21 protein-coding genes are annotated in these 13,630 nt (G+C 63.5%); 14 read left to right on the top strand and 7 right to left on the bottom strand.

Annotation, left to right across the window (positions count from 1 at the left end; genetic code table 11):
- Positions 1-18: 18 nt before the first annotated feature.
- The 7 genes from nusG to ACZ48C_RS01675 form a co-directional block, all read right to left on the bottom strand.
- Positions 19-651, bottom strand: a complete 633-nt coding sequence (nusG, locus tag ACZ48C_RS01705; protein WP_464782000.1) for a transcription termination/antitermination protein NusG — start codon at positions 649-651, stop codon at positions 19-21.
- Positions 635-1,930 (bottom strand): helix-turn-helix domain-containing protein, encoded by a 1,296-nt coding sequence (locus ACZ48C_RS01700; RefSeq protein WP_464781999.1) that lies wholly within the window; start codon positions 1,928-1,930, stop codon positions 635-637. The genes nusG and ACZ48C_RS01700 overlap by 17 nt, the downstream gene beginning before the upstream one ends.
- The gene (locus tag ACZ48C_RS01695) at positions 1,927-3,327 is read right to left on the bottom strand and encodes an MT-A70 family methyltransferase (RefSeq protein ID WP_464781998.1); all 1,401 of its coding nucleotides are present in this window, start codon (positions 3,325-3,327) and stop codon (positions 1,927-1,929) included. The genes ACZ48C_RS01700 and ACZ48C_RS01695 overlap by 4 nt, the downstream gene beginning before the upstream one ends.
- On the bottom strand, positions 3,327-3,614 hold the full coding sequence (locus ACZ48C_RS01690; RefSeq protein WP_464781997.1) for a hypothetical protein: 288 nt from the start codon (positions 3,612-3,614) through the stop codon (positions 3,327-3,329). Before ACZ48C_RS01690 ends, ACZ48C_RS01695 begins: the two co-directional genes overlap by 1 nt.
- Complete coding sequence (locus tag ACZ48C_RS01685) at positions 3,611-4,051, bottom strand: hypothetical protein (RefSeq protein WP_464781996.1); 441 nt, start codon at positions 4,049-4,051, stop codon at positions 3,611-3,613. Before ACZ48C_RS01685 ends, ACZ48C_RS01690 begins: the two co-directional genes overlap by 4 nt.
- A complete protein-coding gene (locus tag ACZ48C_RS01680; RefSeq protein WP_464781995.1) occupies positions 4,051-4,557 on the bottom strand; it encodes a hypothetical protein in 507 nt (168 codons plus the stop codon). Before ACZ48C_RS01680 ends, ACZ48C_RS01685 begins: the two co-directional genes overlap by 1 nt.
- Before the next feature lie 393 nt (positions 4,558-4,950).
- Complete coding sequence (locus ACZ48C_RS01675; protein ID WP_464781994.1) at positions 4,951-5,130, bottom strand: hypothetical protein; 180 nt, start codon at positions 5,128-5,130, stop codon at positions 4,951-4,953.
- Between the two features lie 28 nt (positions 5,131-5,158).
- Here ACZ48C_RS01675 and ACZ48C_RS01670 point away from each other — a divergent pair, with 28 nt between their 5' ends.
- From ACZ48C_RS01670 to ACZ48C_RS01605, 14 genes are all read left to right on the top strand, one after another.
- Entirely contained in the window at positions 5,159-5,614 is a 456-nt protein-coding gene (locus ACZ48C_RS01670; protein WP_464781993.1) for a helix-turn-helix domain-containing protein, read from the top strand.
- Positions 5,615-6,320: 706 nt separating this feature from the next.
- Positions 6,321-6,515: a hypothetical protein gene (locus tag ACZ48C_RS01665; protein ID WP_464781992.1), complete on the top strand. Its 195-nt coding sequence runs from the start codon at positions 6,321-6,323 to the stop codon at positions 6,513-6,515.
- A 2-nt stretch (positions 6,516-6,517) separates the two neighbouring features.
- A complete protein-coding gene (locus ACZ48C_RS01660; protein ID WP_464781991.1) occupies positions 6,518-6,733 on the top strand; it encodes a hypothetical protein in 216 nt (71 codons plus the stop codon).
- Positions 6,734-6,738: 5 nt separating this feature from the next.
- Entirely contained in the window at positions 6,739-6,912 is a 174-nt protein-coding gene (locus ACZ48C_RS01655) for a hypothetical protein (protein ID WP_464781990.1), read from the top strand.
- Between the two features lie 2 nt (positions 6,913-6,914).
- Positions 6,915-7,052 (top strand): hypothetical protein, encoded by a 138-nt coding sequence (locus ACZ48C_RS01650; RefSeq protein WP_464781989.1) that lies wholly within the window; start codon positions 6,915-6,917, stop codon positions 7,050-7,052.
- Positions 7,052-7,234 (top strand): hypothetical protein, encoded by a 183-nt coding sequence (locus ACZ48C_RS01645; protein ID WP_464781988.1) that lies wholly within the window; start codon positions 7,052-7,054, stop codon positions 7,232-7,234. The genes ACZ48C_RS01650 and ACZ48C_RS01645 overlap by 1 nt, the downstream gene beginning before the upstream one ends.
- Complete coding sequence (dnaN, locus tag ACZ48C_RS01640) at positions 7,227-8,390, top strand: DNA polymerase III subunit beta (protein ID WP_464781987.1); 1,164 nt, start codon at positions 7,227-7,229, stop codon at positions 8,388-8,390. Before ACZ48C_RS01645 ends, dnaN begins: the two co-directional genes overlap by 8 nt.
- A gap of 4 nt (positions 8,391-8,394) precedes the next feature.
- On the top strand, positions 8,395-8,760 hold the full coding sequence (locus tag ACZ48C_RS01635; protein WP_464781986.1) for a hypothetical protein: 366 nt from the start codon (positions 8,395-8,397) through the stop codon (positions 8,758-8,760).
- Positions 8,757-9,632 (top strand): phage major tropism determinant, encoded by an 876-nt coding sequence (locus tag ACZ48C_RS01630; RefSeq protein WP_464781985.1) that lies wholly within the window; start codon positions 8,757-8,759, stop codon positions 9,630-9,632. The genes ACZ48C_RS01635 and ACZ48C_RS01630 overlap by 4 nt, the downstream gene beginning before the upstream one ends.
- Positions 9,633-9,685: 53 nt before the next feature.
- Positions 9,686-10,618, top strand: a complete 933-nt coding sequence (locus tag ACZ48C_RS01625) for a phage major tropism determinant (protein ID WP_464781984.1) — start codon at positions 9,686-9,688, stop codon at positions 10,616-10,618.
- A gap of 46 nt (positions 10,619-10,664) precedes the next feature.
- Complete coding sequence (gene avd, locus ACZ48C_RS01620; RefSeq protein ID WP_464781983.1) at positions 10,665-11,033, top strand: diversity-generating retroelement protein Avd; 369 nt, start codon at positions 10,665-10,667, stop codon at positions 11,031-11,033.
- A gap of 314 nt (positions 11,034-11,347) precedes the next feature.
- Positions 11,348-12,379 (top strand): reverse transcriptase domain-containing protein, encoded by a 1,032-nt coding sequence (locus ACZ48C_RS01615; RefSeq protein ID WP_464781982.1) that lies wholly within the window; start codon positions 11,348-11,350, stop codon positions 12,377-12,379.
- Complete coding sequence (locus ACZ48C_RS01610) at positions 12,372-12,617, top strand: hypothetical protein (RefSeq protein WP_464781981.1); 246 nt, start codon at positions 12,372-12,374, stop codon at positions 12,615-12,617. Before ACZ48C_RS01615 ends, ACZ48C_RS01610 begins: the two co-directional genes overlap by 8 nt.
- Positions 12,614-13,558 carry a DNA cytosine methyltransferase gene (locus tag ACZ48C_RS01605; protein WP_464781980.1) on the top strand — a complete coding sequence of 315 codons (945 nt, stop codon included), beginning with the start codon at positions 12,614-12,616 and terminating at the stop codon, positions 13,556-13,558. Before ACZ48C_RS01610 ends, ACZ48C_RS01605 begins: the two co-directional genes overlap by 4 nt.
- Positions 13,559-13,630: the final 72 nt, after the last annotated feature.

Genomic DNA, 13,630 nt, shown 5'->3' with positions numbered 1-13,630 from the left:
CCAGTACCGAAATGACTCTCACGACTCTTCGAGAATTGCAAGAGGCACCGTCATGGGCACGGTCTTACCGAGCAGGCTGACCAATACGACGGCGTCGCCTAAGCCATCATCACGGCAGGAGATGATTTCACAACTCGCTCCGTAGAAGAGGCCACCAACGATGCTCGCCTTGTCGCCAACCTTGAAGCGTCGCTCCACTTCACGGTCCCAATCATACAGCCCTTCATCGGCCAATGCCTTGAAGCGTTTTACATCTTCATTGGGTATCGGCATCGGATTCTCATAACCGCCGACGATCTCGATGAAGTGCTCAATTGCCGTCAGGGCGGCCAGAACGGCACCATCCGGCGGCATGCGGACGATGACATAACCATGAATTGCAGGCATGGGTTGGGAGGGTATTACGCGCCCACGACGACGTAGTTCCGGACCCATCCGCATCGGTATCGATGTCTCGATATCCAATTCGGCAAGCGCCTTTTGCACAGATAATTCTCGGCCGGTCCATACGCGGGCGGCGTACCAGACCCTTCCGCTCACGGTGCGATTCGCCTCTGCGGCGAGCCGGTCGAGCTTAATGGTTCGGCCTTGATCCGAATCGCGACCCTTCCCGATCGGCGTTCCGCACCATGTGTTATGCTGCATGTTCATCGCCCCGCACCTCTCGAACCCTTGCCGCGAATGCCTCGATCGCCGCCGCGACGAGGCTGTCGAAATCACCCTCCATGCCGTCAGGCACGGCAGGGAAGTAGACGAACTGCTGCTTTCCGGTATCCGGCAGCCACGGCCACCCGCGCGCCTCATGCAGCCGCTTCCACGCGAGCCACAGGTCACTACCGACCCTCACGCCGACGAAATCGTCACCAAGCGCCTTGACGGACTGAGGTACGAGCATGCCGCGATAGGCTGTGGCACGCTCATGCATCTCGGTGACGACCGGCCATCCATGCTTGGCCATCCGCTCGCGTTCATCGACACGATGATCGATTTTGCCGGCAACAATCATCTGCTGGACGAAGGGCGGCGGAGGAGGCAGAGGTCTGTTCGGCTGCAGCAGTTCGACCGCGCGCAGAGCGCCCCACCCCTTGCCAAAGGGACGCTCTGCGGCCGGAGCCTTGTCGGTTTCGGCCTTTGCCGGAAGTTTCAACCAGCGTTTCTCGCGCAGATACACCGCCGCGGAACATGTCGTCGTGCGCTTCGCCGCCCTCACGGCGGCAGCGTATTGCTCCGTCAACTCGGCTGCCTGCTGGCGCTCGTGAGCAGCGAGGCGACCCCACTCCCGGCGAGCCTCATCCTCGCTGTCTGCGACATAGGTCGGCCATGTCGGGAACCAGCGCCGGAATGCGCGCTCTATCGCCTTGGGATTTTCTTCCCCATTCCAATCGTCGCGCTCGCGCTCTTTCTCTCTCGGTTCAGCAGAAGCCGTTAAGGTAGAGTCGTTAATAGGTGCCGGCCCAGAGTCGGCAGGGGGTGCCGGCCCAGAGTCGGCAGGGGGTGCCGGCCCAGAGTCGGCAGGGGGTGCCGGTATGTCGGCAGGGGTGCCGGTATACCGGCAGGGGGTAATGGCCTCTTCCGCATCGCCAATAGGACCGAATTCCTTCTCGTCTTCGACGTCCCATGCAGCAATTGCATTGCTGGAAATCTCGCGATCGTAGATCACCCGATACCAGTGTGCGCTGTCGCGGCCGCTCTGGCTTACGACGACACGGCGCTCGACACCGCCGATCTCGACGAGCCTGTCGATACTCGCCTGCACGGTCGAGCGGGCAAGAGAAAGCTCTTCGGCCATCTTCACCTGAGAGCGCCGGCACCAGCCGTGTTTGCTGCTTGTATGCCGGCCCAGAAGGCAGAGAACCTGTAGGTCGCGCCCCTTGAGACGCGGGTCGGTGACGATCCATCCGGGAATGATGGAAAAGCGTGCATCGCTCATGCCACCTCGCTTTCCGGTGAGGCCGCCTCATAGCCCCACGCGTGCCAGCCGGGCCGCGGGGACCGGCAGAACATCTCCAGCCGCAGCATATCGGGATAGAGCCGCTCGATCTGCTCGGCGAACCAGTCCGGCTTGGCGCTGTGCGGACCCTTCCGCTCGCGGAAGACCGTCTCCGGCTGCGTGCCGGGCAAAGGCGCGACAGGATCGCCGCGCTTGCCGATCAGCAGCAACTCGTGCCGGTCGCGGCCCCAATAGCCTGTACCGGCGACCTCCTTGTCCCATATCCAGTGATGGACATAGGCAAAGCCCCAGGCCGCCATCACGCGGAAGGCGTCGGGCAGCATCGGGTTCGTCGCCCAGAGGAACAGCACCGCATCGCGCTTCGCCGGATCGCCGATCTCCTCGAACAGCGAGCAGATGGCGTCCGTCGGCATGGTCGGATAATGGTTCTCGGCGCTCTTCTCCCGCCCCGTCACCTCGCTGCGCACGCCGAATTGCCAGGGAGGATCGGCATAGATGACGGGATATTTCGTCTCGATGCGCCCGGCCGCCGCCTGTCCGCGATCGACGACATGCGCCATATGCGCAAGGCGAACCGTGTGCCGTAGCTTCGATCGCTCTGCCCGGATTTCCTTGGCGCGCTGGATGACGGCCTTCTCCTCCTGACGCAGCACCTTCTCCTGCTCTTCGCGCTCAAGAAAGCTGATCGCCTCGCCGGCATTGACCGAAATACGTCCGTCCCGGATCGCGTCGGAAAGCTGCTCGATACCCTGGTCACGAACGCGCTTGGCCGCCGCGACGGCGCGCTCGGAAATCGATAGTCGGCGCGCCGCCTCGCGGGTCTGCAAATTTGCAGACCCGGCTGTGGACTGGTTCATGCCCTTTTCCCAGTCGACGATCCGCGCCGCCACCATGGCGCGCTGGCTTTCGGTAAGGTGCCGGCGATGAAGGTTCAGGGAGAGGACGAACCCGAGCGGGTCCTTTCCCTCATAATCCTTCGTCCAGGCATCGATGCCGAGCAGCGCGCAGGCGGCCTCGCGGTTGCGACCGTCGATGATCTTCCCGTCGAGCAGCCAGACTGGTTCCTCCTGACCGCGCGTCTCGATGTCGTCGGCCAGCCGGCGCAGGTCGTCGTCCGGCAACATCGGGAACAGACCGGCAAGCGGATGGTGAGGCAGGCGCGGCGGCCCGGTGGGTGGTGTAGCGACCGGTGCGATATTCAACTGGGCTGCGGCATCCGTGGGATACCACAGCGCTCCATCCTTCGGATCGCGCCGCAGCAAGCCCTTGGCGTTCAGGCTCCTGCATTTGATCGTCTGGCCTTGGGTCTCAGAACGGAAAGAGCCGCCGGAGAGCGTGGCGGCGAGGATGGCAGTCTGATCTGGGCTGAGGGCCATCACACCGCCCTCATCAATCGGTCGAGATGCGCCAGCCCGTCATGGGTGAGATGGAGCAGTTCCTCGTCTCGCGTATCGCGACGCACATAACCGAGCATTTCGCAGCGGCCAGCCGCATCACGGTCGCGGTTCCGCTCGCATTTGTAGGTGCCGCCCGCCTCGCGGACGCGGCGAAGAAGCGCAACGCCGCGCGGGCCCGCCGGATCGGCCGGCATGGGCCGGGCTGGCGCGTTGACGGTGTGCCGGTCACGGCGATGAATGTCTCGGTGCGATTTCGTGCGCGTCATCGGCTACGCTCCGCCGCCCGCTCGCGCTCGACATGTTCGCGCGCCTTGAGGATCGCCTTCTGCCGTTCCGCTTTCCATGCCCATTCCGGCAAGGTGACGATCAGCCCGCCATCGGTCGATTTCTTCGTTTCCGGGTCGGCGGCCTCGGCCTTGAATTGTGGCGTGAAATCGAGTTCCGGCAGACGCAGGATGACCGCATGCTTCAGAAACGTCGGCTTGAAAGCACCCTGAGGGTCCGGAATCAGCGCCATGCGCCCCTCGTCCGAACCGCTGCCGATCTTGACCGTCAGCCGGTCTGCCTGACCGAATGCGAGCGTGTACCGGGTGCTCGGAATGGAGAGGACGAGGCGGAATGCCCCCCCCTGCCGGGCGACGGACATGATCTTGAAGGCGCCCGATTTCACGGCTGCCTTGGGAACGATGGTTTCGAAGGCCATTATTCCATCTCCCCGACAACCTTGAGGCCGGCGCGGCCGCCGCCCTGCGCGATGATCTGGGTGAGGCCGGTCTTCAGGTCCGGCAACGTGCGTTCCACGGCTTCGAGATCGCGCAACGAGCGCACCGCTTCGGCCGGCGTCACGACGCGATCGGCCATGGCCGAGGCAAGGCCGCTCATGAATTCGGCGTTGCGCTGCTGGAACTCCGCGTTGTCGCGCATGAGGCACCTGCCGTCGGCCGGCGTGTCGCGCGGGTTGGTCAGCGTGCAGCCGTGCAGCTCCGCCATGGCGCGGGTGAAGATCGGCTCGCCGCATTCCGCCTCCAGGCGGATGACGGCCTCGACCGGCGGTAGGTCCGCGCTCGTCGCCACGTTCCAGCGCCCGATCTCGGTTTTCGAGATGGAGAGGATCGGCACGCAGGCCTCGATGCCGCCATTGAGCTTGATGAGCTGCCGGGCCGCAGCCTTCAGGCGATGAAACCACGCATTCGTCATTGTATCGGTCATGGCTTTTTCTCCACGCGCGCAAGATCGTTCCCGCACCGGGAAATCCGGTCGGGTTTTCCCGTATGGGGAAGAGGTCGAAACTGTCAGAACAGGCGGGCGATCAACTCATTGGAGGTCCGCATGCGACAGGATGGAAAAAAGGCGCCGGAACGGTCCGCCACGGAAGGTCTTTCGCGACCGCGTTCCGGCGCCAGGTGGTGCGAACACGCCCGCCAATCGGCAGATCGGGACGCATCGCGCACTCGGGGGGAACATGAATGGGCCTGCGGACGGCGAGACAAGACCCGCCGTCCGCGTGCTGCAGGGCTGGAGGAGGAGAGCCCGCAGCGGGCCGCATCAACCGGGGAAACGACGAGGCCGGTTGATGTAAGGGGGACGGTTTTGAGGTTGGCGTCATTCGGCGGCCTCAGGAACCGGACCGAATGCATCAGGACGCTGAACGTGGCGCGATATTCCGGTCCTTGCTTCGACAAGTAACACCCGCTCGATCGGTACGCCGTTCTTTTCCCAACGGTGAATCGTCGATTTGTCCACCGGTGGATCGAACAGGGAGCCGAACTCCTCCTGCGACATCCGATTGTTCTCAAGACGGTACTTTGCTATGGGCGACAGCGTTTCCATAAATGGAAAGTTGCATAAGTTGCAACTTTCTGCAAGCCCCCATGTTGCACGTGAGTTTAACGCCACACGAAATGGCGGCGGCTACAGTTGCAACATGAGCAACATTACGACGATCCACACAGACAAAACGCCTGTCCGAATTCACTTTATTGCTGAGTGGGCGGAGCATCGCGGCCTAGCGCAGGTGGACATCGTCAACGCCACAGGTGCTGACAAAGGGCTAGTCTCGCGGTGGTTCGGAGGTACTCTTCCCAAGCCTGAATACCTGGAAAAGCTCGCGGCACTCTTCAGTACCGATGTTCACGGTCTCTTTCGAGATCCTAATGATGACTGGTTGGCCAAATTTTTCCGCGACAAGACAGAAGAACAAAAAGCGCAGGCCATCGACATGCTCAAAATTCTGTTCAAATCGGAAAAGACCGGTACCAGCGACTGATCATCATCAGTTGAGCAGCCTCTCCAGAGGCATACGCTTCCGATAGATCGATTTGAACATGGTCTCTGCGCGAGCCAACGAATCACGACGACCTGATGCGCCGAGATCGCACGCATTCCGAAAGCTTTCCCGCTCAGTCGGCTCCTGTCGCGCTCCGGATGCCTGGATGATCATTCGCCACGCGCATCCTTCAACGCGATCAACGACTACAGCGCCATCACACCCGGTCGAAAGACAGAAGGCAATATTTCGCTGGGCCTGGTAGTCGCCCTGCTGCGCAGCGACCCAATCATCCTTGAATGCTTCACGCGTAGCCTCACACAATCCTCTGTGAGACGTCTCTACGCAGATCGTGGTCAGTTCATCTACCTCCGGAAACTCGCCAGCGAAAGCCGAGCCATACGGCAAAAGAATCAGAAAACACGCCGCAACCCCTAGTCCGCGCATTAAACACATCCCCTCCATTACACAACCCAAGACATTGCTAGCGCACCTCACGAACGCCTCGCAAGCGCGAGAAGTCAGGCAGCGTTGCACGTTGTAAATCTTCAATGTTGCATTACGTGCAACTTTTCACCTTTACAGCAGTTGCAACTTATGCAACTTTCTTTTCGTTCCTCCCGGACGGGTAGGCCGCCGCTGACCTCAAGGTCCCCGAGCGCGGCGGCGGCCAGCCTCTCCGGTTCCCTCAGAACGGAGAGCAGCAATGCGTCACTTCTCGAAATCCCAGCATACCCGCATCCGTGCACTGGCGAACGCCATGCGCGAGCTCGGCGACGACTGCACGGTCGAGCGCCTGATCCGCATGAAGTTCACGCGCCTCGAAATCACCGTCTACGGCGAGGCCGCGACCGAAATCGCCAATGCCGAGGCTGTCCGCCCCGGCCGTAAGGCCGCCTGACCATGGCGCTCACTGATCACATCTACGATCAGCGCCTCAACCTTCGTCACCCAAAGCCGGTGGCGAAGGTCGTCCAGCACCATTTCCGCATCAAGCTCGGCGACAAGAGCATTCACGACGTCCTCGCGGCGAATGCCGACGACGCGCGTCTCTTCGTCAGCCGCCGCCATCCGAGCAAAAGCATCGTCTCGACCGTCGTGATCGGCGGCAAGGAGTGACCGGCATGCAGAAGGAAATCGATCTCCCCCGCGAAAGGAGCCTCCTTGAGCGCACGGCCGACATCGCCGCCGGATGGGTTCTCGTCGGCTCGATCCTCGCGCTGGGTATCTTCGGAATGGCCTGCGCAGTGCAGCTCGCGGAAGTCGAGCGTCAGCTCGCCGCCGAGGCGAGGGTCTGACCATGGAAGGCGCACACCCGGACTACATCGCGAGCCTCCATTCGCATCCGAGCCACCGATCCGGCTGCCTGCTCGTCGCCGGCGCGTTCCTCGCGCTCGCTTTCGGCGCCGTGGTCATCGCCATTTGGAGGGCAATGTGATGGTCGAGCTGACCCGAGAAGAAATCGAGCGCCTCTACCGCCTGGTCGCGGACAATGCGCCGCGGCAGGAAGTGCTGCAGATGATCCACGATCTCGCCGGCGCGCAATGCAACCTGCGCCCCCCCGTCGACGAGATGCGGCTTGCCCGCAACTGCGGCACGGAGCATCACGCGCATGGCTGAGATCTGGTTCACCATCCATCGCTCGTCGCTTCTGCCTGCGCTTTCGCGCGTATCCGACGCGATGGACACGAAATCGAAGATCCCGATCCTCGGACACGTTCTGCTCCAGCCGGAAGGCGCGGCGCTGCGTCTGCGCTGCACCAACCTTGATCTCCAGATCGAGGCAGAGTGCGAAATGATGGAGAGCACGGAATTCGCGCCCGTGGCGCTGCCCGTCAGCCGTCTTTCCGCCATCCTCAAGGAAATGCCGGAAAGCGCCGAGATCGCCTTCGGCCCAGGCCGCCTCAAGGATCAGGTAGGCGTCCGCTCCGGCCGTTCCTCATTTTCGATACCATCGCTGCCCGGCGCCGACTTCCCGGAGATGGGCGGCCGCATCAGCGACGGCTGGGTCGAGATCGACGGCGCGAAGGTCGCCGACGCCCTGAAAAAGGTCGCTTATGCAGTCAACAAGATCGATGACCGTCCTTATCTCTGCGGCTTCTGCATGCACAACGGTGAGGCGGGCAAGGGCATCGTCCTCGCGGCGACTGACGGGCACTATCTCGCGCAGGTCATCATGCCCGAAGCAGGCAATGTTGTCTTTCCGCCGGTCGAGAATTCCTATCCGCACGTCATCCTGCCGCCAATGGGCGCGGATCCGATCAGGAAGCTGCTGGACGGCGCCAAGCAGGGCGCACGTATCGCGGTGACGAGGGCGAAGATCGCTGTTGCCTATGATGGCGTCGAGATCCAGTCCAAGCTGATCGACGGGACCTATCCCGTTTATGAGCGCGTCATCCCCGCCCGCACCGAGCAGACGATCATCGTCGCACGCGAGGCCTTCGCATCCAGCGTCAGGCGCGTTGCGGCCATGGTGGACGATGCCAAGAATGACGGCATTCGCCTGCGGGTCACGACCGAGGGCCTGCGCATCGACATGCTCACGGCCGAGGGCGGTTTCGCGTCGGACGTCGTGCAGGGCGAGATCAATGCGCCCGACGGGTTCGTCGTCGCGCACTCGGCGCCACGCCTCGAAAGGACACTGTCGGGCATACATTCGGTCGACATCGAATTGAGCCTGACCGACGAGATGACGGCCGTCGTCATGCGCCCCCTCGACGGTTCTCCCGAACTTTACCTGCTGTCGGCCATGCGGCCGCGCTTCGTGGCGGAGTGAGGCGATGAGCATCAATCACGCGTCGGAACGCCGTCGCCGACAGAATGGCGCCTACCGTGCCGGCATCGAAGAAGGGCGCCGCCGCGAGCGCGACGCGCAGAGCATTTCGCTCGGCAGCCTCGCCAACACGCCGGATTTCCTGCTGGGCGATCGCGTCCAGAAGGTCGGCGGGCGCTATGGCGGTCCCGGCCGCATCGTCGGCATCAGCGAAGATCTCGATGGCGACGGCTACCGCCTCTACCAGGTCGCCATGCGCGTCGCCGAAGGGTTCGGCGAATTCGTGCACGTCTTCCCCGCCGCCTGTCTGCGGCTCGCCGTCGAGCCGGCCACCAATCCCGAAACCATCCAACCCACCGGAGAAGGACAATGAACATTGCAGTCAAGACACCCGCCGCCACCATTGTGCGGCCCGACCAGACACCCATCCTCATTGCCAGGGACGCGGCGTCGCTTGCCATCCGTGCCGGCACGATGATCAAGAGCGACGCCGGCGTCTTCAGCTTCGCCGACGATACCGAGATCGCCGTGCCCGACTTCGTCCCCGGCGAGGATTACGGCGTGCGGCTCGACGAAGGGCGACCTTTCGCCTCTCTTCTTGGCCCCGAGAACGCTATCGAAGCCGGCTGGATCGGCGGCTTTCATTTCGCGGTGGGCGGCAATGCGAAGGCGCGCTCCGGCGGGGATACGACGCCGGCAATCAACCCCTGCTCGTTCTGGGATATCGGCTTCCGTCCGGCCTGCCCGGATCCGCGTGGCATGAAGCTGGTTGACGCCGGCAACACCCATCTTTTCTGGGACGATATCTACCTGCTTGGCACCGAGCACGAACGTTACGGCACGAGCCGCTGCGGCGCGACCATCGCCACCGGCGAGACGCTTGGCCGGCTGAACTATCACGACGCCGTCGAGATCCTGGCGAAACACGGCAAGCGCCTGGCGACCTATGAAGAGGCCCGTGCCAGCGCCTACGGCGTCACCGAACGCAGCTCCGCCGACCGGCATCCGAAGGTGACTGGCCTCGACGCCGCCCGCACCAGCGCGACCGGCAGCATGCAGGCCACGGGCAATGTTTGGATCTGGATCACCGACGGCGATCCTGACGACCCGCGCCCGTCCGTCTTCGGCGGCTCGTGGATCCACGGCTCGAACTCGGGCTCGCGGTGCGCGTACCTCGACGTCTGGGCCGCGTACTCGAGCGAGAACCTCGGCGTCCGCGCTGCCTGCGACCACCTGGCCGCCTGATCCGCGCGCGCGAAAGCGCGGGCGCACCCTCCCTCCATCGAAGGACCACGACCATGACGGCAATAGCCGCAATCAGGAAAAACGACATCATCGTGGAGCGTGCAGACATTGCCGCGCCGATTCTCTACGTCGCCGGCAAGGAGGCCGTCGGCATTCGCGCCGGCACGGTGATCCGCATCGGCGGCAACGCTCACGGCTTCGACGTCGACACGCCCCTCGACGTTTACGGCGCGCTCGCGCCTGGTTACGATTATGGCGTCGGCGTGCACGAAGATGGCAGACCCTTCGCCGCCGTTCTGGCGCCGGCCAATCCGCTTTCCATTGGCTTCGTCGCCGGTTTCCATTTCGCTCCGAGCGGATGCGCGGAAGGTACCGAGGGCGGCAACGGCATTCCCTCGATCAATCCGTTTTCTGCATGGGACATCGACTTCCGCCCGACCTGCGCGGACCCGCGCGGCATGACACTGCTGGAGATCGGCCAGGGCCGCCTGTTCTGGGAGGATATCTATCTCCTCGCGGCCGATCACCTGCGAGGCACCAGCCGCTGCGGAGCGACGATCGCCGACGGGCGCGACTTGCCCGAGCGCGTGGACGGGAAAGGCAGATACGCGCGGCTCGACCATGCCACGGCCGTCGAGATCTGCGCGCACCACGGCAAGCGGTTGATGGGCGCGGAAGAGGCGTTCGCCGGTGCCTATGGCGTCAAGGAGCGTTGCTCGCGCGGCACGGACCCGGTGAAGACGGGGAGCATGGCGGATGGCGGTGCGCGTTTCGTCAGTCGACGCGGCGTCATCGACGCGACCGGCACCATGTGGCAGCGAGGCACCGATGGCCATCCCGACGATCCGCGCCCGTCCATCTTCGGCGGCTCGTGGTTCGACGGCTCGCTCTCGGGCTCGCGGTACGCGTACCTCGGCAGCTGGGCCGCGAGCTCGAGCGGGAACCTCGGCGTCCGCGCTGCCTGCGACCACCTGTCGCCCGCCTGATTTGCGCGGAAGCGCAAATCCCTCCTGAACCGGACGATCGCCAGCCATGCACCGCGACGAACATGTGAGAGCCGGAGACCTGGCGATCGTCGAAAAATACGAGGCAACCGTGACCTATCTCTACCCCATCCTTCAATCTTTTCCGCGCCGGCACGGCGCTCTGCGCGACAACATGATCGGGCAGCTGATGGACATGGTCGGCCTCCTTTACCAGGCCGCGAAATCGAAACAGTCTTCGCGGCTCTATGTGGCGGATGCCCATCTGGCGACGCTGCGCTTCTGGTTGCGCTTCGCGGTTGCGGAGAAGCTGCTCTCTCACAAACAGCATCGGGTGGCGCTCGGCCACATCGCCGAGACCGGCGCGATGCTGGGAGCATGGATCGGCGCCGCGAAGCGCAGCGGGAGGTCGGGGTAATGGCTATGGTGCGCCCGTCCATCTTCGGCGGCTCGTGGATCAACGGCTCGAACTCGGGCTCGCGGTACGCGAACCTCGACAACTGGGCCGCGAACTCGAACGAGAACCTCGGCGTCCGCGCTGCCTGCGACGACCCCTTTCCGGCTCGGCGACGGTCACGGCCGCGTCGGCCACTTTCCACCGGCGCTCGCGCGCCAGGGTGGTCGGCCCAACCTTCCAGCTTCGGCGAATACACTGCGAGGTCCGGCAAAGCGGGGAGTAGCGGCCGTCGCGCCGTCGAAACCCGTGGCCGGCGTCTCGCCGAAAGGTTTCTCATGGCGAAGAAGTACCGCAACCTGATCGGCCTCATCACGGCCGATGCCAACATGCGCGAGGCCCTGCGCCTGACCGCACGCGGCAAGCGCCTCACTCCCGGCTATCTCGAATTCAAGGAATACTCCGTTCTCAACCTGCATCTGCTCGCGGCTGCCATGCGCGATGGCACATATCAGCAGGGGGAGCCGAGCGAGTTTCGTATCTATGATCCGAAGGAACGGCTGATCTGCGCATTGCCATTCGAGGACCGCGTCGCGCAGCAGGCCGTTGCCCGCGTCATCGCGCCGATCTTCGACGCCACCCTGCTGCCGCGCTGCTACGCCTGCCGGCCGGGCAAGGGCACCCATGCCGCCGCCATTGCCCTGCAGGCGGATATGCGGCGTCTCGATCGTGATGGCCCGCTCTATGCCCTGAAGACGGATTTCTCGCGTTACTTTTATTCGATCGAGCGCGGCACTCTCTGGCGGTTGATCGAGGCAAAGATTTCCTGCCGCGCTACGCTATGCCTCCTGGAAGCGATGCTTCCGCGCTCCGGCATTGGCCTGCCGATCGGCAATCTGACTTCCCAGATATTCGCGAATGTCTACGCCGGCGTCGTCGATCGCCACCTGCAGCAGGATCTCGGCGAGCGCTACTGGTATCGCTACATGGACGATATCGTCGTGCTCGGCCGCGATCAGGATCACCTGCGCAAGGTGCGCGCTTCCATCGAGGACCTTTCCCGCGATCTGCTCGGCCTTCGCTTTTCGAAGTGGAGCATCCAGTCTGTCCACCGAGGCGTGAACTTCGTCGGATATCGCATCTGGCCTACCCATAAGCTGCTGCGTCGCGACAGCGTCACGCGCGCCCGTCGCAAGATCAGGGCATACCGCGCCGCCGGCGAGCACGAGCGCCTGGGACGCTTTCTCGCCGCCTGGACTGGCCACGCCCGCTGGGCCGATAGCCGCAATCTTCTCAGAAACCTTGGTGTTCCGCCGGTCGAGATCGGCCGGCCGGTCGCCAGCAAACTGACCGGAGGCGGCGATGCCTAGCATCAATATCAGCGAAGAAGACTTCGCCGCAGTCGCGAGCGCCGCCCAGGAGGCGCAAGGACGTGGAGACGAGGCCGAGGCTAAGGTACTCGACAAGGTGGCGCGGAAGATGAACGCGGCGCTATCGAGCGCGACCGTGAGCTCGATCACCGCATTCGGCCGCGTCAGCGGAAAACCGAAGTGGCAGGACATGCCTTCCACCCTCAATCCGACAACTGGAACCGGGGGTGGCGAATGACGGCCCGTGCCTACTACAACGAAATCGATCCGTACGCCGCTCAATGGCTGCGCAACCTCATTTCCGCCGGACATATCGCGCCCGGCGACGTTGACGAACGGAGCATCATGGATGTCCAGCCCGACGACCTCAAAGGTTACGACCAGTGCCATTTCTTCGCCGGGATCGGCGGATGGTCTGTCGCTGCTCGACTTGCCGGCTGGTCAGACGATCGACCTCTTTGGACAGGTTCTTGCCCCTGCCAGCCCTTTTCCGTCGCCGGCCGCGGAGGCGCGCAAAAGGACGAAAGGCACCTCTGGCCGACGTTCTTTGAACTCATCCGTGCCTGCCGGCCCGATGTCGTCATGGGAGAACAGGTTGCGGCAGCGGTTGGAAAGAATTGGCTCGACGGAGTGCATTCTGATCTGGAAGGCATCGGATACTCCTTCGGGGCGACCGTTGTCCCGGCTTGTGCCGTCGACGCGCCCCATCGACGAGATCGCCTCTGGTTTGTGGCCGACGCCAGTCAAGAACGACGCGACCGGCTCGACGCACTGCTACGGGAAGAAGTATCCGGACGGGACACGGCAGATTTTTCTGAAGCTGCCGGCGGCGGTGAGAGCAATGTGGCCGACGCCGGCAGCACACGAATTCGAGGGGGGCGACCCTTTGAAGATGTGGGCCAGGCGGGAGCGGGAAAAGGCAAAGGGCCGGAACGGGAACGGCTTCGGCCTGACGATCGGCATGCTAACCACCGCGGGCACTGGGGCGCAACCGAGTTCCTCGTCGGAGCCGACGGAAAAGCAAGGCGCGTTGAACCCGGAATTCGTCTGCTGGCTCATGGGGTTCCCGCCCGAGTGGGAAAGCTGCGCGCCTACGGCAATGCCATCGTCCCGCAAGTCGCGGCCGAAGTGATCGGCGCGTACATGGACACCACTTCATCAAGTGGGTGCGCCGAATGATCGCGGTCGTATCTCTCTTCGCCTTAGCCGCATCGTTTGTAGCCATCGATTGGTGGCGTAGACGCTTCTGGC

This window comes from Shinella sp. 1A1, from assembly GCF_055379515.1.
This window is presented reverse-complemented; position numbering and strand designations above follow the sequence as displayed.